The organism is Paenibacillus sp. VCA1 (assembly GCF_031583795.1).
GTDB lineage: Bacteria > Bacillota > Bacilli > Paenibacillales > Paenibacillaceae > Paenibacillus_AQ > Paenibacillus_AQ albilobatus.
In genome coordinates this window covers 316,475-334,446 of sequence record NZ_JAVLSX010000008.1, presented here as the reverse complement: position 1 = coordinate 334,446, position 17,972 = coordinate 316,475, and the positions used below count along the sequence as shown (strand labels likewise).

The 17,972-nt window shown below is 53.7% G+C and carries 15 protein-coding genes and 1 rRNA gene; 7 read left to right on the top strand and 9 right to left on the bottom strand.

Annotated elements, in window-relative coordinates:
- Both RJP21_RS19970 and RJP21_RS19965 read right to left on the bottom strand, forming a co-directional pair.
- Window positions 1-272: ribosomal RNA gene (locus RJP21_RS19970) — 16S ribosomal RNA — on the bottom strand; the annotation flags it as partial.
- 605 nt (window positions 273-877) lie between these two features.
- A complete protein-coding gene (locus RJP21_RS19965; RefSeq protein WP_310860867.1) occupies window positions 878-1,519 on the bottom strand; it encodes an NAD(P)-dependent oxidoreductase in 642 nt (213 codons plus the stop codon).
- A 192-nt stretch (window positions 1,520-1,711) separates the two neighbouring features.
- Here RJP21_RS19965 and RJP21_RS19960 point away from each other — a divergent pair, with 192 nt between their 5' ends.
- The gene (locus RJP21_RS19960) at window positions 1,712-2,149 is read left to right on the top strand and encodes an Rrf2 family transcriptional regulator (protein WP_310860866.1); all 438 of its coding nucleotides are present in this window, start codon (window positions 1,712-1,714) and stop codon (window positions 2,147-2,149) included.
- Window positions 2,150-2,259: 110 nt separating this feature from the next.
- Here RJP21_RS19960 and RJP21_RS19955 read toward each other — a convergent pair whose 3' ends face one another.
- Window positions 2,260-3,180: a hypothetical protein gene (locus tag RJP21_RS19955; RefSeq protein ID WP_310860865.1), complete on the bottom strand. Its 921-nt coding sequence runs from the start codon at window positions 3,178-3,180 to the stop codon at window positions 2,260-2,262.
- A gap of 158 nt (window positions 3,181-3,338) precedes the next feature.
- A complete protein-coding gene (locus RJP21_RS19950) occupies window positions 3,339-4,166 on the bottom strand; it encodes an AraC family transcriptional regulator (RefSeq protein WP_310860864.1) in 828 nt (275 codons plus the stop codon).
- Between the two features lie 157 nt (window positions 4,167-4,323).
- On the opposite strand from RJP21_RS19950, the gene RJP21_RS19945 reads away from it, so the two are divergent.
- From RJP21_RS19945 to RJP21_RS19925, 5 genes are all read left to right on the top strand, one after another.
- Window positions 4,324-5,487 carry a Gfo/Idh/MocA family protein gene (locus RJP21_RS19945; RefSeq protein ID WP_310860863.1) on the top strand — a complete coding sequence of 388 codons (1,164 nt, stop codon included), beginning with the start codon at window positions 4,324-4,326 and terminating at the stop codon, window positions 5,485-5,487.
- A 26-nt stretch (window positions 5,488-5,513) separates the two neighbouring features.
- Complete coding sequence (locus tag RJP21_RS19940; protein WP_310860862.1) at window positions 5,514-6,362, top strand: sugar phosphate isomerase/epimerase family protein; 849 nt, start codon at window positions 5,514-5,516, stop codon at window positions 6,360-6,362.
- A gap of 4 nt (window positions 6,363-6,366) precedes the next feature.
- Window positions 6,367-7,446, top strand: a complete 1,080-nt coding sequence (locus RJP21_RS19935) for a Gfo/Idh/MocA family protein (RefSeq protein WP_310860861.1) — start codon at window positions 6,367-6,369, stop codon at window positions 7,444-7,446.
- Window positions 7,407-8,528 carry a Gfo/Idh/MocA family protein gene (locus tag RJP21_RS19930; RefSeq protein ID WP_310860860.1) on the top strand — a complete coding sequence of 374 codons (1,122 nt, stop codon included), beginning with the start codon at window positions 7,407-7,409 and terminating at the stop codon, window positions 8,526-8,528. The genes RJP21_RS19935 and RJP21_RS19930 overlap by 40 nt, the downstream gene beginning before the upstream one ends.
- A 215-nt stretch (window positions 8,529-8,743) precedes the next feature.
- Complete coding sequence (locus RJP21_RS19925; RefSeq protein ID WP_310860859.1) at window positions 8,744-9,505, top strand: SGNH/GDSL hydrolase family protein; 762 nt, start codon at window positions 8,744-8,746, stop codon at window positions 9,503-9,505.
- Between the two features lie 200 nt (window positions 9,506-9,705).
- Here the strand turns inward: RJP21_RS19925 and RJP21_RS19920 are convergent, their stop codons facing one another.
- The 3 genes from RJP21_RS19920 to RJP21_RS19910 are packed head-to-tail and all read right to left on the bottom strand — an operon-like array spanning window position 9,706 to window position 14,515.
- Window positions 9,706-12,165: a glycogen/starch/alpha-glucan phosphorylase gene (locus RJP21_RS19920; protein WP_397386248.1), complete on the bottom strand. Its 2,460-nt coding sequence runs from the start codon at window positions 12,163-12,165 to the stop codon at window positions 9,706-9,708.
- A gap of 27 nt (window positions 12,166-12,192) precedes the next feature.
- Window positions 12,193-13,296, bottom strand: coding sequence for a glucose-1-phosphate adenylyltransferase subunit GlgD (glgD, locus tag RJP21_RS19915; RefSeq protein WP_310860858.1), 1,104 nt, complete (start codon window positions 13,294-13,296; stop codon window positions 12,193-12,195).
- A 43-nt stretch (window positions 13,297-13,339) separates the two neighbouring features.
- Window positions 13,340-14,515, bottom strand: coding sequence for a glucose-1-phosphate adenylyltransferase (locus RJP21_RS19910; protein WP_310860857.1), 1,176 nt, complete (start codon window positions 14,513-14,515; stop codon window positions 13,340-13,342).
- A gap of 190 nt (window positions 14,516-14,705) precedes the next feature.
- Here RJP21_RS19910 and RJP21_RS19905 point away from each other — a divergent pair, with 190 nt between their 5' ends.
- Window positions 14,706-14,903, top strand: a complete 198-nt coding sequence (locus tag RJP21_RS19905) for a hypothetical protein (protein ID WP_310860856.1) — start codon at window positions 14,706-14,708, stop codon at window positions 14,901-14,903.
- A gap of 41 nt (window positions 14,904-14,944) precedes the next feature.
- On the opposite strand, the gene gcvPB is transcribed toward RJP21_RS19905, so the two are convergent.
- Both gcvPB and gcvPA read right to left on the bottom strand, forming a co-directional pair.
- Entirely contained in the window at window positions 14,945-16,531 is a 1,587-nt protein-coding gene (gene gcvPB, locus RJP21_RS19900; RefSeq protein ID WP_310860855.1) for an aminomethyl-transferring glycine dehydrogenase subunit GcvPB, read from the bottom strand.
- A 24-nt stretch (window positions 16,532-16,555) separates the two neighbouring features.
- Window positions 16,556-17,959, bottom strand: a complete 1,404-nt coding sequence (gene gcvPA, locus RJP21_RS19895; protein WP_310860854.1) for an aminomethyl-transferring glycine dehydrogenase subunit GcvPA — start codon at window positions 17,957-17,959, stop codon at window positions 16,556-16,558.
- Window positions 17,960-17,972 lie beyond the last annotated feature (13 nt).

Below are 17,972 nucleotides of genomic sequence, written 5' to 3'. Positions count from 1 at the left end.
TTACCTCACCAACTAGCTAATGCGCCGCAGGCCCATCTGCAAGTGACAGATTGCTCCGTCTTTCATTACCGCTCCATGCGAAGCGATAAATTATCCGGTATTAGCTACCGTTTCCGGTAGTTATCCCGGTCTTGCAGGCAGGTTGCCTACGTGTTACTCACCCGTCCGCCGCTAACCAAGAGCGATCCGAAGATCGCTAAGGTCCGCTCGACTTGCATGTATTAGGCACGCCGCCAGCGTTCGTCCTGAGCCAGGATCAAACTCTCCAAGAAAGGTCGAACTTCGTTCGACCGACGATTGAAAATGAGTCAAACTCGGCTGAGTCGATCATTTTCAATCCACATCTTCGAAAGAGCTCTTAGCTCATTTTGAATCTGACGAGAAATAATTCTCAAGTTTGCTCGATCATCGATTCAGACAGTTGTCATGAACCCGACAATCTCGCGTTCGGTTTCGTTACCGAAACCTCATCGCTCCGCAAATCATTCAGTCAAAAGACTCGAACCGATTTGCTTCGCTCTAGACCTTGCAAGCAAGGTCTAATCTCACTCGTTGTTCAGTTTTCAAAGATCAAACACTTCGTTTTCGTCGCTGTTGTTGTGTTCAGCAGCAACTCTTATATAATATCACGTTCTATCGAACATTGCAAGAACTTTTTTTAAGTTCTTTTTTTGATTTCTTGTCCCAACCTTCGTTTCCGTCGGCCGGATTTATAATGTACCATGATTAGCAGTTTGCTGCAAGCGACAAAATTTTACAATCACAAACCGGTTTATTTACATCTTCCCTTTTATTAATGAAGGAAGTCTGCCCAAGCGATTCATCCGCTCAGACAGACCCCCGGTCTGCACTCTAAAGTGATCTTATTTTCGTTCTATTATATATGCTCCGCCACAACCGTAAAACGTTCATTGATATGTTTCGGATTTTCGAGTTCGTCGAGTACGGCGATGGCATAATCCGCGTAGCTGACGTAGCTTTCGCCTTTGGAGTTTACAAGCAGATGGTCTTTGCCTGCTTTATAAGCTCCCGTTCTTTTACCCTCCGGATCAAAAAACGCCGACGGACTAAGGAACGTCCACGTGATCCCTTCCGCCTGCTGCAGATCCTCCAGGTTTTTGCCCTGATTGGACGCTGTCGGGTAGTAGATGCTCGGGAAGTCCGGCGTATCCATCACTCTTACTGTTTTAGCTTCGTCAGCAAACAAGCTGCCGGCTCCGCCGACGACAAACAGTTTGGTGCTCGGAGCTCCTTTTAATGCATGAATAAGTACTTTTCCCGCTTCCACGTGAAGATGCTCGCTTCCAGGAGGCGCCGAGAATGCGTTCACGACGACGTCGAATGGCTGCAGATCCGCAGCCGTCAAATCAAACAAATCCTTCTCGATGACCGCAATTTGGTCCCCTTGCCATTTGGATGCGTTCCTTACGATGGCCGTCACCTCATGTCCGCGTTGGAGCGCCTCTTGAACGATCAGGCTTCCCGCTTTTCCGGTGGCGCCAATGACTGCGATTTTCATAATATGTTTTCCTCCCCCATATGTTAAAACAACCTGTAATTTTTCCGATTACATGTAACCATAATAGTTACAGATGAACGTTTTGTCAACCTCTTTCCTAATGCATGTTTGTATGCGCCGCATTACTTGTATGGATAGTATGGTCATGATATAAAAGATTATATTCGTATAGGAAGAAAGAAGGGGTCGAAGATGTCCATCAGCAGCAGATTTTCCGTCGCGATACACATTTTGTGCTTGCTGGCCATCAGCAAAGACAGGACTGAAAGCACTTCGGAGTATATTGCCGGCAGCGTCAATACGAATCCCGTCGTGATCCGCAAAGTCATGGGCATGCTGAAAACAGCGGGGCTGGTTCATGTGCGCGCAGGCGTGCCCGGAGCTGAACTTGCCAAAGAATTGTCCGGCATTACGCTTTTGGACGTATACAAGGCGGTGAACGTCGTGGCCGAAAACGATTTATTCAGTTCCCATGAACATCCCAACCCGGAATGTATCGTCGGGCGGAACATCCAGCAGTCGCTGACCAAGCAATTTTCCGCAGCCCAAAAAGCAATGGAACATTCCTTGGAGCTCGTTACCCTTGCCGACGTGGTTGAAGATATTTTGAAATCCGAAAACGTGAAATAAATAAGAACGGTAAGAAAACTAATAAACGACGAAACAAAAAACGAGGCCGATCCCCTTGCACGAAGGTTCGCCTCGTTTTTTGCGTTTCATTATTTATTAAGATAACTTCATTATTGGGCAGGTTTTTTCAGCAGCGGCTCCCAGCTGAGTCCTTCCCCACAAATTTCAATGCGCAGGTCCGAAATCTTTTTCAGCGCTTCCTCCCGCCGCTGTTCCAGCGCGTCGACGGATTTGGCATGCAGCAGATCCAGCTCTTGTCGCGTAACCTCCGCCCTGTTCGCAATATCCTGCTTGCTTTTCGTGATGATGGCGTTCAATCTTTCCGTTTGCCGCTTATAGATTTTTGCGTATTCCTGCTGCGCCTTCGTTTTGCTGATTTTTCCATAGTAGTATTGATAGATCGGACTGCCGTAATAGCTTTTGCTTGAAGCATGTTTCAGTCTTTGCATCGGACTGTCCAGGAAATTTTCGTTTACGGCATTTTTGTATTTGAACGCGGCGCTGTCCAAATAGTTTGGATTGATCGCCTTACTGTATCTCCACGTTTTGCTGTCAATGAAATTTTCGTTCAGCGCCGTGCTATAGACCCACATGGTGCTTTCCCGGTAGTCGCGGTTGGCGGCCGTGGCGTAAAGGTTCATCGGGCTGCCGCGGAAGTTCTGGTTAATGTATTTATCATAGGTTCTCAGGGCATTGGCTTTATCCCGGTCATCCCCGTATTTTTCCTTCAATTGGTTATAATCCGTTTCCAGCTTTTCATCCCACTGTTTCAAATCCGACAGCACCTTGCTTTCGAGCTCGGTCATGGTTGCCGTGTATCGGGTCAAATACTGGTTATAGCTGGTCTCGATTTGCTGCTGATAATTTTTGTAGGAGGTGGTCATTTTCTGGTTGTAGGCGGTGTAGTCTGCTTGCACCTGGTTGATCCATTTGGAATCGGCCGCGCTGGCCGAACCTGCCGGGAAAACCATGACTAAGGCAACCGCCAGGCTTAATACCGTCAACAGGGGTTTGAAGACGGCTCGTTTCATTCGCATCTCACCTTTCGTTTGTTTTAGGGGCCGAAGCCATCCATATCTTACCCAATGAAGGGATGCCTTCCAATACGCAAACAGCAAAACCTTACTTTTGAACCATGAAATCGATGCTTTGGTAAGCAAATCCGGCTTCGCATTAAAGCAATCCGCCTTCAACGAATGCAGGCCCGGTAGGCCGATGGCGACAATCCCGTGTACCCTTTGAACTGCCGCGAAAAATAGGCCAGCTGCATGCCGATCTGGTCGGCGATATCCGAAACGGCGGTGTCGGTGTAAGTCAGCAGCCGTTTGGCTTCCTCCATCCGTTTGCGCTGCACGTAATGCATCGGCGTGACTCCCATGATCTTTTTAAAATAGGGAATAAAATAATTTGGATGCAGGTGCACGATCTCCGCCAGCTGCTCGATTTCCATCGGTTCATGCAAATGCGTTTGGATATAGGTTAATACGTTTCCGAGCTTGCTCCGTTCCGCCTGCTGCATAAAATCTTTCCAAAAATCCGTATAGCCCCCGTCCTCCAGGCAGCATGCCAGCATCGTCAAAAGGCAGGCCTGCGCCCGAAGCACCGAAAAAGGCCCCCCCCGGTGAAACAAATCCACCAGCTCCGTGAAGGTCGATTCGATAAACCCCGGGTCCCGGGCATCGCATATGTACAGTTTTCCGTCGGCCGGGAACAAAGGCCACTCCCCCACCTGAGCGTCAAAATGGCAAAAATAACGCGAATACGGATCTTCCTGGTCGGTTAATGCCATCTGGTTTGTGCCTGCCGGCATGATCATCATCTGATTGGGTTTTGGTTCGTATTTAACCCCGTTCAGGGTAACCGAACCCCGGCCTTCCGCAATAAAATACAACCGGTGAAAGGACGGAGCGATTTCCGTCCGGTTCCATCCGGGAAAACCTTTTCGATATTGGGCGTAGCTGATGTTTAACGTCAGTCCTTCCGGCATCTTGCCGGCCATGTCCAGCGCCAGTTCCACGAGACCCTCCCCCTTTTCGTCCACCTTATTGTACCATCGGCGATTTATCCAAAACACCTTAATTTTGTGCAAAACACTCTTAATCCAAGTTATTCTCATCTCTTTCGATTCGGGCTAAGCTTAGGGGGAATAGCAAGAGAAAGGGTGAAATTCCGGCATGGAAAAGGTTCGCTATGGCATTATCGGAATTGGAAATATGGGCGTCTCTCACGCTCACAACCTGTGCGGGGAAATCCGGGGGGCCGAGCTGACAGCCGTCTGCGACACGAACCCCGAAAGACTGGAATGGGCGAAGCAGCATCTCCCGGAATCGGTGCAGCTGTTTGACGAACCCGAGGCGTTTTGGGCGTCCAAGGCGATGGATGCCGTGCTGATTGCGGTGCCGCATTACGATCATCCGGGGATGGCCGTCAAAGCCTTTGAAAACGGTTACCATGTGCTGGTGGAAAAACCCGCCGGCGTGTATACGAAAGCGGTAAGGGAAATGAACGAAGCGGCGGCGAAAAGCGGCAAGCAATTCGGCATCATGTACAACCAGCGCACGAATCCGCTGTACATCAAGCTTCGCGACCTGATCCAATCCGGCGAGCTCGGCGAGGTTCGCAGAACGAACTGGATCATCACGAACTGGTACCGCTCGCAAAGCTACTACGATTCGGGCGGCTGGCGCGCCACTTGGGCCGGCGAAGGCGGCGGCGTGCTGCTGAACCAGGATCCCCACCAGCTGGACCTGTGGCAGTGGACGACCGGCATGATGCCAAAACGCGTCCGGGCATTTTGCCATTTCGGCAAATACCGGAACATCGAAGTCGAAGACGACGTGACCGCTTACGTCGAATATGAAAACGGAGCCACGGGCGTGTTCGTGACGACCGTCGGGGAAAGCCCCGGCACGAACCGTTTCGAAATTACCGGAGACAACGGCAAAATCGTCATCGAAAACGATAAATTGACCTTCTGGCGTCTCCGCGTTCCCGAACCTCAGTTCAACCGCGAATACAGAGGAGGATTCGGGCAACCGGAGTGCTGGGTGTGCGACATTCCGGTGGCGGGCGGCGGCGGGCCGCAGCATAAAGGCATTTTGCAAAATTTCACGAACGCGCTCCTGCACGGCGAAAAGCTGCTTGCGCCAGGCGAAGAAGGCATTCTCGGCCTGACGATCTCGAACGCGATGCATTTGTCCGCCTGGACCGACGATTGGGTCGATCTGCCGCTCGACGAGGATCTATTTTACGAAAAGCTTCAGGAAAAAATAGCAAACTCCACGTTCCGCAAAGATCCTGCCGCAGCCGCTGTCCTGGACGTAAAAGGAACGCATTAATCCCTTAAAGAGGAGGCATAAACCAAATGAAACTTTCCGTATTTACCGTAGCGACCCCGGACCTGACCCCCGAAGAACTGGTTCAAGCCGCCAAAGAAGCCGGGCTTCACGGCGTCGAATGGCGGTTCAAGGAAGTGCCGGAGGCCGTAGCGGGAGAGCAGCCTTCCTTCTGGGGAAACAACCTGTGCTCCATCGATCCCTCCCTTCCGGAGCCGGAGATGCTTAAATTCAAACAAGTTACGGAGGATCAAGGACTCGAAGTCGTGAGCGTGACCCCTTACTTAAACGAAATGAAGCTCGACGAAACGGAGCATGCCTTCCATGCGGCCCGCCTGCTTGGAGCAAGCATGATCCGGATCGGCGTGGCCCCTTACAATAAAACGTTATCTTATCCGGATTTGTACGACAAAACGGTGAACTATTTGAAGGAAGCCGAACGGCTTGCGAAGCAATACGGCGTCAAAGGCGTCGTCGAAACGCATCACGGGACGATCGCGCCAAGCGCGGGACTCGCCCACCGTCTCGTAAGCCACTGCGATCCGGATCATATCGGCGTGCTGCTCGATCCGGGCAACATGGTGCACGAAGGTTTCGAGCATTACCGCATGGGCATGCAGCTGCTTGGCCCATACTTGGCGCATGTCCATATTAAAAACGCGCGTTTCGTGCAGGAAGGCAGCCGCGAGGACGGCACTGCCAAATGGCGGTCGGAATGGGCTCCGCTGCGGGAAGGCGTCATCGATTTTGCCTCGTTCGTCGAGGACTTGAAAAGCGTAGGGTACGACGGGTACCTCGGCATCGAGGACTTCAGCGCCCAATATGACTCCCGCGAGCTGCTGAAGCAGTTCGGCCAATTTATGCGCGAAAGGATGTAAACGGATGACAGCTTCAAAACAGGACGGAATGAACTACGCCCCGCAGGGCAAGCCGAACCATGTCGTGAAGCCCGGCGAATTCGTGTTCGCGGCCGCCGCGCTCGATCACGGGCATATCCACGGCATGAGCAAAGGGCTGGTCGAAGCCGGGGCAACTTTGAAATGGGTGTACGACCGCGATCATGCCAAAGCCGAGAGCTTTGCTTCCAAGTTTCCGGGAGCAAAAGCAGCGGACAGTCTGGAGCAGGTGCTCGAAGATCCGGAAGTGCGCCTCGTTGCGGCCGCCGCCATCCCTTCCGAACGCTGCGCGCTGGGACTTCAGGTCATGGATGGGGGCAAGGATTACTTTACCGACAAAACGCCGTTTACGTCATTGAAGCAGCTTGAAGCGGCACGGGCGAAGGTCAGGGCAACCGGCAAAAAATATATGGTGTATTACAGCGAGCGGCTTCACGTCGAATCCGCCGTGTACGCCGGGCAGCTGATCCGTGAAGGCGCCATCGGCCGCGTGCTGCAGGTTACCGGGTTCGGCCCGCATCGATTAAGCCCGTCCTCGCGCCCGGAATGGTTTTTCCAAAAGGAAAAATACGGCGGCATTTTATGCGACATCGGCAGCCATCAAATCGAACAGTTCCTCTACTATTCCGGCTGCAAAGACGCAAAGGTGCTGCATAGCAAAATCGCCAATTACAACCACCCGGAATATCCGGAGCTTGAAGATTACGGCGACGCGACGCTGGTAGGCGACAACGGAGCCACCCAATATTTCCGGGTCGACTGGTTTACGCCGGACGGGCTCGGAACATGGGGCGACGGCAGAACGTTTATCCTTGGCACCGACGGGTACATCGAGCTGCGCAAATATATCGACATCGCCAGGGATTCGGCCGGAGACCACGTCTACTTGGTAAACAAAGACGGGGAGCGCAGATTCGACGTGAACGGGCAGGTCGGGTATCCGTTTTTCGGGGAACTGATCCTCGACTGCTTGAACCGGACCGAACATGCGATGACGCAGGAGCATGCCTTCAAGGCGGCGGAATTATGCTTGAAGGCGCAGGAAACGGCCGTCCGCGTTTCATAACGTATGGCCATGCCAAATTTTACGGACAGGACGGGATCGTCATGCAAAAGTTAGGAGCAGCGATTATCGGCTGCGGAGCTATCTATCCCCTTCATGCCGGCTCGATTGAGGAACTGGAAGACGCTGAGCTGCGGATGGTAATCGATACGGATCCGAAGAAAGCGCAAGCCGCGGCAAGCCGTTACGGATGCGAAGCCGCCTCGGATTACAAGGTGCTACTTGAACGGGAAGACATTCAAATCGTGCATCTGTGCACCCCCCATTACCTCCATGCCGAAATGGCCATTGAGCTGCTTGCCGCCGGCAAGCATGTCCTGACGGAAAAACCGATCGCGGAAAACGCCGCGGCGGCGAGAGCGATGACCGAAGCGGCGAAAAAAAGCCGGAGCCAGCTCGGCGTTACGTTCCAAAACCGCTACAATGACGCTTCGCGGATCATTCATGAATATATCGCATCCGGCGAACTGGGCAAGTTGGTTTGCATGAAGGGCATCGTTACTTGGAACCGCGGGCGCGCCTACTACGAAAGCGGAGCGTGGCGGGGCAAATGGGCTACCGAAGGCGGCGGTGTCCTGATTAACCAAGCCATCCACACCTTGGATCTGCTGCAATGGTTCGGCGGCGAAATTTCTTCCGTGAAAGGAAGCGTAACCTCCGATACGCTGGAGGACGCCATCGAGGTGGAGGATACGGCGCATGCCTGCATCGATTTCGCAAACGGCGCCAGGGCGTTGTTTTACGGGACAAACGGATACGGCACCGATTCCCCCGTGGAACTGGAGATCGTGTTCGAGCATGGCGTGTTAACGCAGCGGCGGGATTCGCTGTACCTATGGAAAGACGGACAGGAAACGCGCCTGAGCGAGCCGCCCCATTCCAATTTTGGGGGCAAATCTTATTGGGGGCCGAGCCAACGGAAACTGATCGCCGATTTTTACGCGCATGTCCGGGAGGATCGTCCGTTCTGGATTGACGGCGAGGAAGGCATCAAGGCGCTGCAGCTGATCGAAGCATTGTACGAGCGGACCCGAAGCGGCCAAGGGCTGCGGTTTCCTCCGTCTAACGCCGTGCTTTTGAAGTAACAACGGGAAGCTATGAGATGATGCAAAAAAACTCCCACACCGATTCTGCCGGTTCGCTCCGCGGCCCGCAAGCATTCGTTGTGGGAGTTTTTTATGGCGTGAGATGCCAGTTATACCTTCTGTCTTCCGGCACCGGCAGCCTCCATTTGCCATACACGAAGAAACTGCATTACAATAGAAGTTAAAAGAAATAATAATGGAAACGGGGTGATGCTGTGAGCGGTTTTCAACAGGAATTCGGGGATGGCGGTGCCAAATACATCGTATCCGGCGATTCCATCTCCAAAGGTGTCGTGTATGACGAGGTTCGAAAAAAATACGTCGTTTTAGAGGATAACTATGTATCGCTGCTGCAAAGCAAGCTGAAGGGCGCCGTCCGCAATACGGCAAGATTCGGAAATACGCTGCTCAAGGGAATAAGCAATCTGAAAAAGGATGTCGTAAAGGAAAAGCCGAACATCGTGCTGATCGAATACGGCGGAAACGATTGCGATTATAACTGGAGCGAAATTGCCAAAGACCCGGGCCGCGAGCATCTGCCGAAAACGGATTTTCATACGTTCGAAAAAGTGCTGACGGAAACGGTCAACGAGCTGAAAAGCCAGCAAATCATCCCGATTCTGATGAGCCTGCCTCCGCTGAACGCGGACAATTATTTCAAATGGGTCACCCAAAACGATCCGGAGACGGAGCAAAACGTTATGAAATGGCTCGGCAGCGTTACGAAAATCTATTGGTGGCAGGAACGATACAACTCGACTATTCTCAAGGTATCCGAGCTGACCAAAACGAAATTGATCGACGTTCGCGGCGCGTTTCTGCAGCATCCCGACTTCACGAAATTTATATGCTCGGACGGCATTCATCCGAATGAGGCCGGCCACCGCATCATTTTCGACAAAGTGGTGGAATTCGTCAAAACCAATTACAAGCATCTGCTGCTGGACGGCGGAACAAACGCCGCCTGCGAAGCATAAAACCATAAATAACCCCGCAAAGCGGGCCAAATCATAAATCAGATAAAAAGAATTCCCCTCGGATGTCTGGGCAAGCCGAGCAGCGCATGATTCATTCGCGCGCCCGGGCCTGATTCCGAGGGGGATTTTTGTTTCCGTACGAAGCTGCCGAGGGCCGATGCAACGGAACAATGCCGGCATCCCATGTGCTTTTGCGGGGGTTACTTGATTTCGAAAGCGGTCCGTACCGGACGGATCTTCCAAATGTCGGATGCGTATCGCTTGACGGTGCAGTCGCTGGAAAAATGGCCGGAATGGGCGATGTTGACGACCGATTTGGCGGCCCAATCATGGGCGTTCAAATACGCCCGGTCTACGGCGGCATGCGTATCGGCATAACCCGCAAAATCGCGCAGGACGAAAAACTCGTCGTTATGATCGAGAAGCGACTGGTAGATGAACTCGAACTCGCGGTCATGGCGGCTAAACGGACCGGGATGGACCAAATCATCCAGCACGCGTTGGATCCTCGGGTCGCGCTCATAAATCTCCCTTGCCAAATATCCTCCATGATTGTAATAATCCAGCACTTCCTCCGAACGAAGCCCGAACAGGAACATGTTCTCCGCCCCGATGCGCTCATGAATTTCGACGTTGGCTCCGTCGAGCGTGCCGACCGTCAGCGCGCCGTTCATCATGAACTTCATGTTGCCCGTCCCGGACGCCTCTTTGCCCGCCGTGGAGATCTGCTCGCTGACATTGGCGGCGGGGATGATTTTTTCGGCGAGGGAAACGGAATAGTTTTCGAGGAACACGACTTTCAATTTGCCCTCCATGCGGGGATCGTTGTTGACCGTGTCCATGACGGCATGAATCAGCTTGATGATGCATTTCGCCAAAAAATAAGCCGGCGCCGCCTTGGCGGCAAAAATAAACGTGCGGGGCAAACGATCCGCGGACGGATCGTCTTTCATAAGGTGATATAGATGCATGATGTGCAGAACGTTTAACAGCTGCCTTTTATAGGCGTGAAGGCGCTTCGCCTGTACGTCGAAAAGCGAGTCCGGATCGACCGAAACGCCCTGCTTCTCCCGGATATAGTCGGCAAGGCGCAGCTTGTTTCCGCGTTTGATCCTTCCGATTTCCTCCAGAAAAAGCGGGTCGTTTTGAAAACGTTCCAATTCCTGCAGCCGATCGGGATGTTCGATCCAGCCGGTGCCGATGCTGTCGCAGATGAGGCCGGCGAGCTCGGGATTGGCGTGCATGAGCCAGCGGCGGTGGGCGATGCCGTTGGTTTTGTTGTTGAACCGTTCCGGGAACAAGCCGTAGAAAGGCTGCATGACGTCCGTTTTCAAAAGCTCGGTATGCAGCCGGGCCACGCCGTTCACACTGTAGCTGCCGACGACGGCCAAATGGGCCATCTTTACCTGCCCGCTTTCGATGACGGCCATCCGGGATACGAGATCCTGCCTGCCCGGAAAACGTTCGAGGAGCATGCCGCAAAAACGTTTGTTGATTTCCTCGATGATCATGTACACCCGCGGCAGAAGCTCGCGCACCATATGAACCGGCCATTTCTCAAGCGCTTCGCTCATCAGCGTATGGTTTGTATATGAAACCGTCCGGGTGGTGACATCCCATGCCTCATCCCAGCCGAAGCCTTTTTCGTCGATCAGGATCCGCATCAGCTCCGGAATGACCAGCGTCGGATGTGTATCGTTAATATGGACGGCGACCTTCCGGGGAAGTTCGGTTAAGGGGAGCCCCAGCTTCCCGAAAGTCCGCAGCACGCTCTGCAGCCCCGCCGAGCATAAAAAATATTGCTGCTTCAAGCGGAGCAGCTTGCCCTCGTATCCCGAATCGTCCGGATACAAAAATTCGGAGATGGATTCGACCGAACGGTTATAGTCCAAAAATGTATAATACCCGTTATTGGGCTGCCCGTTCTGGGCCCCGAAGCGCATTTTGGCCGGATCGGCCGCCGATTCCGCGCTCCACAGCCGGAGCGTATTGACATGGGCGCTGCCGTAACCGACGATCGGCACGTCATAGGGAACGGCCCAAATTTTTTCGTCGCCCACCGTTTCGAAGACCGTCCTGCCGTTTTTCTCGGACACTTCCACGCGGCCCCAAAAGCTTACCTCAACCCGCTTATCCTCCCGGCGTTCCTCCCACACGTTCCCTTTTTGCAGCCAAGGATCCGGGAGCTCCACCTGATGTCCGTCGACGATTTTTTGCTCGAACAAGCCGTATTTATACCGGATGCCGCAGCCGTGTCCCGCAAAACCCAAGGAAGCGAGCGAGTCGAGAAAACAGGCGGCGAGGCGGCCAAGCCCCCCGTTCCCGAGGCCCGCATCCGGTTCCTGCTCTTCGATCGTTTCCAAATCCCAGCCCAGTTCCTTCAATCCTTTCCGGACGGTGTCGTATACGCCGAGATTCAGCACATTGTTTCCGAGCAGGCGGCCGACCAGAAACTCCATCGAAAAATAATAAACCTGCTTTTCCCGGTTCGTTTTGTAAGCCTGATTGGTTCCGGCCCACTCGCGCCCGATATGTTCACGAATAAGGCTCCCAAGAACCCTGTATATGTCGTCTGCCGTCGCCTCCTCAACGTTTTTCCCCAAGCGGCTGACAAGCTGTTCTTTAAACACCGTTGTGAATAATTCCATATCGTAGAACAAAGAAGTTATCCCCCTGACGCGTTAAGTTTAGATCGCGGTGTCTTTGGCAACCACAAAAGGCTTTTTTACGTCGCCTTGAAGCTTGCGGCCCTTCGAAATGGTGACATCTTTGTCCAGAATGACGTTTTCCAGCACCGCATCCCCTTCAATGACGCATTTTTGCATAATGATCGAATTATGGATCCGCGCCCCTTCCTTGACCTGCACCCCGCGGAATAAAATGCTGTTGTGGACCGTTCCCCCAATCTGGCAGCCGTTGGCCACCAGCGAATTGCTGACATCCGCCGATTCCGAATATTTGGCCGGAACCTCGTATTTGATTTTGGTGTGAACCGGCTGTTCCCGGAACAACGAATTGTATTTTTCCGGCTGAAGCAGCTCCAGGCTGTTGCGGTAGTAGCTCTCCAACGAGTTGATTACGGCATGGTAGCCGTTGTATTCGTAGCCGGCAATACGCAGCCTGCCACGTTTTTTCTGGATGGCGTCGCGGAAAAAATGGCTTTCCCCATGGGCGATGCATTGCTTGGCGAGATGAAGGAACAGCTTTTTCTCCATGATGAACATTTCCATATATATGTTGGCGTGGTCCTGCTCGAGATGGATGTCCGTCACCCTGCCGCTTTCGTCCACGTCTAACCGGGTGCAGTATTGGTGCTCCGGCCGGAGCCGGTCCACTTTCGTGTAGATCAAGGTCACGTCGGCTTCCTGCTTCAGATGATAGTCATAGGCCTCGCAAAAATCGACATTGCTCAGGTGCTGGCTTCCGGTATAAATGACATATTGGGCGGAACCGCGTTCAAAAAAGTCCTGATTATTATGAATATGCTGCATTTCGCCGCTGGAAACATCGGACGGGTCATTCCAGTCGGGAGGGAGAATGAACAGCCCGCCCCGTTTGCGGTCCAAATCCCACGGGCGACCTTCGCCAAGGTGATCCAGCAGCGAGCGGTATTTACGGCGGACAAACAGCGCGATATCAAGCACGCCCGCATGCATCATATTGGACATCACGAAATCGATCAGCCGGTACCTGCCGGCAAAAGGCACGGCCGCGCCGCAGCGGAAATAGGTAAGCTCGTTCAACAAATCCAGCTCATGATCCAGATTGATGACTCCCATGAGTTGCTTCATAAAGGCACCGTCCTTTTTTTGACTATTTTGATTTTGTATGCCCTCAGATAATCGTTGTTGGATTTGATGTTTTCGAGCCTGCCGCCATGTCGCTGTCGCCATTGATCAGCGCGATCCCCCCTTCTCCCTCCGGACATCCGCCGATGACCGTCCCATCTTCAATCACCATGTTTTCGGCTACGATCGCACGGTGAATCCGCACATTCCGTCCGATCTTGACCTGAGGCATGATGACCGAATCCTTCACCACGCTGCCTTCCCCCACCTCGACCCCGTAAAACAGCACGGAATGGCTTACCTCGCCGTACACGGTGCAGCCTTCATTGATCATGCTATTCCGGACTTTCGCCCCGGGCGCGATATATTCGGCAGGCTGGTTCGGATTCCGCGTAAAAATCCGCCACCCCGGATCGTTTAAAACAAGCTTCGGATGCTCCGATAAAAGATCCATGTTCGCTTCCCACAGACTGTCGATCGTTCCGACATCCTTCCAATAGCCGTCAAACGGATAGGCGTACATCTTTCTACCATCGGAGAGCATCATCGGAATGATGTCCTTGCCAAAGTCATGGCTTGTGCCCGGCTGGTCCACGTTTTGCAGCAAATAGGTTTTCAGCACATCCCACTTGAATAAATATACGCCCATCGATGCCAGAGTGCTCCTTGGCCGCACTGGTTTTTCCTCGAATTCATAAATGCGAAGCTCTTCATCGGTGTTCAAAATGCCAAACCGGGTGGCTTCCTCCAAAGTCACATCGATCACGGAAATGGTGCAGTCGGCGTCATTTTCCTTGTGGTGTTGCAGCATCTGATCATAATCCATTTTGTAGATGTGGTCTCCGGACAAAATCAGCACATGCTCCGGATCGTATTGCTCGATGAATTTCAGGTTCCTGAAAATCGCATCCGCCGTGCCCCTGTACCAGCTTGTTCCGTCTTCCCGCTCATAAGGCGGCAAAACGTAAACGCCCCCGCTCCGATGCTCCATATCCCAGTCTCTGCCGATCCCGATATAGGAATGGAGCACGAGCGGTTCGTATTGCGTAAGCACGCCGACGGTATCGATCCCCGAATTGGAGCAGTTGCTAAGCGTAAAATCAATGATCCGGTAGGTTCCGCCAAAATAAACCGCAGGTTTGGCCAGCGTTTTCGTCAAGCCTTTAAGCCGTTTGCCTTGTCCTCCTGCCAGCAGCATGGCTACGACTTCCTTTCTTCTCATGAAAAAACCTCCTTCAATCATGTTCAAGGACGAAACCTGCAATGATGGGTATGTACGGAATCGCAAGATGCAAGCTTTGTGCAAAACGGTTGAACGTACGGAACGAAACTTCCGAAACAGCCATGGATGCTGCTAATAAGCCGGCAGCCCGCGTGAAAACGGTTATCTTGCTTTCATGAAGAGGCATCCGATGCAAAAAACAGCAGGCGGTTTGGGCTGGACTCTTCACCGTTTTGCGGATATCTGGTTATCGCTACAGGAATATGTAAACGTAAGCGTTTTCATTCGTCGGGATAATGGCTTTTTTGCTAAACATATTTCTCATCCCGCAAAAAGCCGAAATTTTAAAGGGGCGGAACGAAAAAAGGGCATCCCGCAGGTTCTTTAACCTTTGGGATACCCTTATCGGGTTCTGCTTATAAACAGTGGTCATACGGGCTCTTTTTGCTCCTGCGGTTTCACCCCGGTTTTTTTCAAATAAGCGCGCCACGTAATGCACCACTGCTTCGGATCGTCCAGGGACGATTCGTCATTGCGGTGAACGGTGCTGTTATGCGGAGCCGTCTTGACGATCTCCGGATTCGTATAGGCTTCATTCGAAATATGCTCCAGCGCCTGAATGTATTCGTCAAGGTCTTCCTTGGAATAAGACTCGGTCGGCTCGAGCGTAAACGGCTGCGGCACGATGTACGGATGATGGGAGGTCCAGTAATGCAGCCCGAAATCACACATCCGGCGCGTAATGTCCTCGGTTGTGACGCCGGTTTCGTCGGTCAGCTGCTTCCAGCTGTAGCGCACCTGCTCGAGGCGGCGTCCCTTGATGTACGGAGCGCTTGCGCCGCGGATTTGCAAAATTTTATGGTACAAATAATTGTTGTTCAGCACGGCGACCTGGGCCACGTCCTTCAAGCCCTCGGCGCCAAGGCTCAGAATCCAGGCGTATGCCCGCAGCACGGTTTGGGCGACGCCGTGGAAGCTGCGCACCTTGCCGATGCTGAGTTCGCCCTGATCCTTCAGCACGTAACGTCCGCCTTCTTCGCGTTCCACAAGCGGCCCCGGCAGGAACGGCTTCAATTCTTCGATCACGCCGAGCGCGCCCGTCGCCGGTCCTCCGCACATATGCGGGGCGGCGAAGGTTTTGTGCAGGTTGAAAAAGCACATATCAAAGCCCGCTTCCTTCGCCCGGGTGATGCCGAGCAAGCCGTTGGCGTTGGCTTGGTCGTAGTAGCATACGCCGCCGGCGGCATGCACCACGTCCGTAAATTCCCGGATGCGGTGATTGTAAATGCCCGTGTCTTCCGGGTTCGCGACGACAAATCCGGCAGTCCGTTCAGAGACGGCGTTTTTCAGTTTTTCAAGATCCGGGAAGCCGTCTTCGTCCGGATGCAGCGTAATGATCTTGTAGCCTTTGACCGCAGCGGTCGCCGCCTGGGACGGATGCGAGAAAATAGTCGTAATGATTTCGTCCCGCTGATCGCCTTCGCCGCGGGAATCATGATAAGCGCGAACGATGGAAGCCATGGCCAGCAATGCTTGGGTGCCGCTGCTCGGCTGGAATGAAAAAGCGTCCATGCCGGAAATCTCGCGCATCGCAAGATCGAGTCGATGATAGATTTCAAGCATGCCCTGCACGGTGCCGGCGTCCTGCAGCGGATGCAGCTCCGTTAAACGCGGGTTGCGGATCAACATTTCATTGATGCGCGGAATGTATTTCATCGTGCAGGTCCCCTGCCCGATTTCGACGTTCAGATCCGATCCCAGCGTTTCCTGGGACAATCTCAAGTAATGGCGGAGCACTTTGGCCTGCCCGATCTCCGGGAGCGCGGGTGCCGAGGTGCGCCGCATGGAGGCGGGAATGCTGTCCTCGGCGCTGCCGACGGCGGCCGCTACGGCGGCTTCGGTGCCCGGCGGGATGACGCCCCGCTCCCCTGGACGGTGAAGTTCAAAAATAACCGGTTCATCCCATTTGGCCTGGTGGAACTGACGAACCTTATGGTCTCTCTTAATCCGTTTCATGGCGTCTCTTCCCCCTCTTAGGTTCTAATAGGCGATGCCTGTGCCGACAATTGCGCGGATCGCGGCCGCAAGGCGGTCCAGGTCGGACTGCGTATGGATTTCCGTCACGCAGTAGAGCGCGCATTGCCCCCACGCCGGATACCCCGCGGACAAATCCTTGCCGCCGAAAATCCCTTCCTCCATCAAGCGGCGGTTGATCTCGGCAACGGTCAGGCCCGTGGCGTTAAAGTCGACGACGAATTCCTTGAAAAAGGCGCCTTCAAAGCGAAGGGAGACGCCCGGAATCTCCGCCAGCTTCTTCGCGGCATAATGCGATTTCTGGATGATGGTGCTGCCGACCTCACGCATGCCGTGCGGCCCGAGCAGCGCCAAATATACGCCTGCCGTGATCCCCCACAAGGCGGTTTGGGTGCCTACGGATTCTTTGCCCTTCTCACGGAGGGCAAAGGACGTGCGCTCGTAGGCGACATCCCCGAAGCCGTATTCGCCCTCCACCTCGGTCGGCACGATGCCGAACAAGCGGGAAGGATATTCCATGACGAATTTCTCTTCATCGCGCGTCGCGATGAAACCTGCCTGGCCACCGCCGTAATTCATATGCATGCCAAGCGGCTGCAGATCCCCGCAGACGATGTCCGCGCCGTAACGGGACGGCGCCTCCAGAACGCCAAGGGAGATCGGGTCGACGCCGACAATCGATACGGCGCCGGCGTCATGGGCGAGCTTCGAAATTTCCGCCCCTCGGTCCTCGATGATGCCGAGATACCCCGGGTTTTCGAAATAGACGGCGGCAACGTCGGCGCCGAGTTTCCCTTGCAGGTCGCTCAGATCCATTTTCCCCGTAACCGGATCGATCTCCACGTATTCGATTTCCATGACCGGCATGCAGTAATTGCAAATGATCGCGGCTTTATCGGGATCGACGGAACGCGGAAGCAGCGCCTTCTTGCGGCCCGTCATACGGCCGGCCATCCGGATGGCGGTGGAAGCCGCTTGCGCCCAATCGAAAGTCGGGACGTTGACGACATCCATGTCGACGAGTTCGGCGACGAGGCTCTGATATTCGAACAACGCCTGAAAACGCCCATGGTCTTCGTATGGCTCGCCGGCATAAGCGGTCACGAATTCGGAACGCTGGTTGATCTCGTCGCATACGGCCGGAATGAAGTGCTGCCAGCAGCCGGCTCCGAGGAAATTGAGGTAATCCGCGCCGTGCTTGTTTTGGGCCAGCAGGCCTTCGATATGGCGGCGCAGCTCGTATTCGTTCATCGCCGGCGGCAGGTTCATCTCCCGCTTCAGCTTCAGGCCGTCCGGAATAGCGTCATGGAGCTGATCCATGGATGACAGGCCGATTTCCTTCAGCATGGCGTCCCGGACCTCCGGAACGGTATTCGGAATATAAGGATGGGCAAAAGTTCTTTCAGCCAAATTGATCGCCTCC

Coding starts and splice junctions, on each gene's coding strand:
- RJP21_RS19965 (WP_310860867.1), bottom strand. CDS start 1,519: ATGAAAATCGCAGTCATTGGCGCCACCGGAAAAGCGGGAAGCCTGATC.
- RJP21_RS19960 (WP_310860866.1), top strand. CDS start 1,712: ATGTCCATCAGCAGCAGATTTTCCGTCGCGATACACATTTTGTGCTTG.
- RJP21_RS19955 (WP_310860865.1), bottom strand. CDS start 3,180: ATGAAACGAGCCGTCTTCAAACCCCTGTTGACGGTATTAAGCCTGGCG.
- RJP21_RS19945 (WP_310860863.1), top strand. CDS start 4,324: ATGGAAAAGGTTCGCTATGGCATTATCGGAATTGGAAATATGGGCGTC.
- RJP21_RS19940 (WP_310860862.1), top strand. CDS start 5,514: ATGAAACTTTCCGTATTTACCGTAGCGACCCCGGACCTGACCCCCGAA.
- RJP21_RS19935 (WP_310860861.1), top strand. CDS start 6,367: ATGACAGCTTCAAAACAGGACGGAATGAACTACGCCCCGCAGGGCAAG.
- RJP21_RS19930 (WP_310860860.1), top strand. CDS start 7,407: ATGCTTGAAGGCGCAGGAAACGGCCGTCCGCGTTTCATAACGTATGGC.
- glgD (WP_310860858.1), bottom strand. CDS start 13,296: ATGAAGCAACTCATGGGAGTCATCAATCTGGATCATGAGCTGGATTTG.
- RJP21_RS19910 (WP_310860857.1), bottom strand. CDS start 14,515: ATGAGAAGAAAGGAAGTCGTAGCCATGCTGCTGGCAGGAGGACAAGGC.
- RJP21_RS19905 (WP_310860856.1), top strand. CDS start 14,706: ATGCAAAAAACAGCAGGCGGTTTGGGCTGGACTCTTCACCGTTTTGCG.
- gcvPB (WP_310860855.1), bottom strand. CDS start 16,531: ATGAAACGGATTAAGAGAGACCATAAGGTTCGTCAGTTCCACCAGGCC.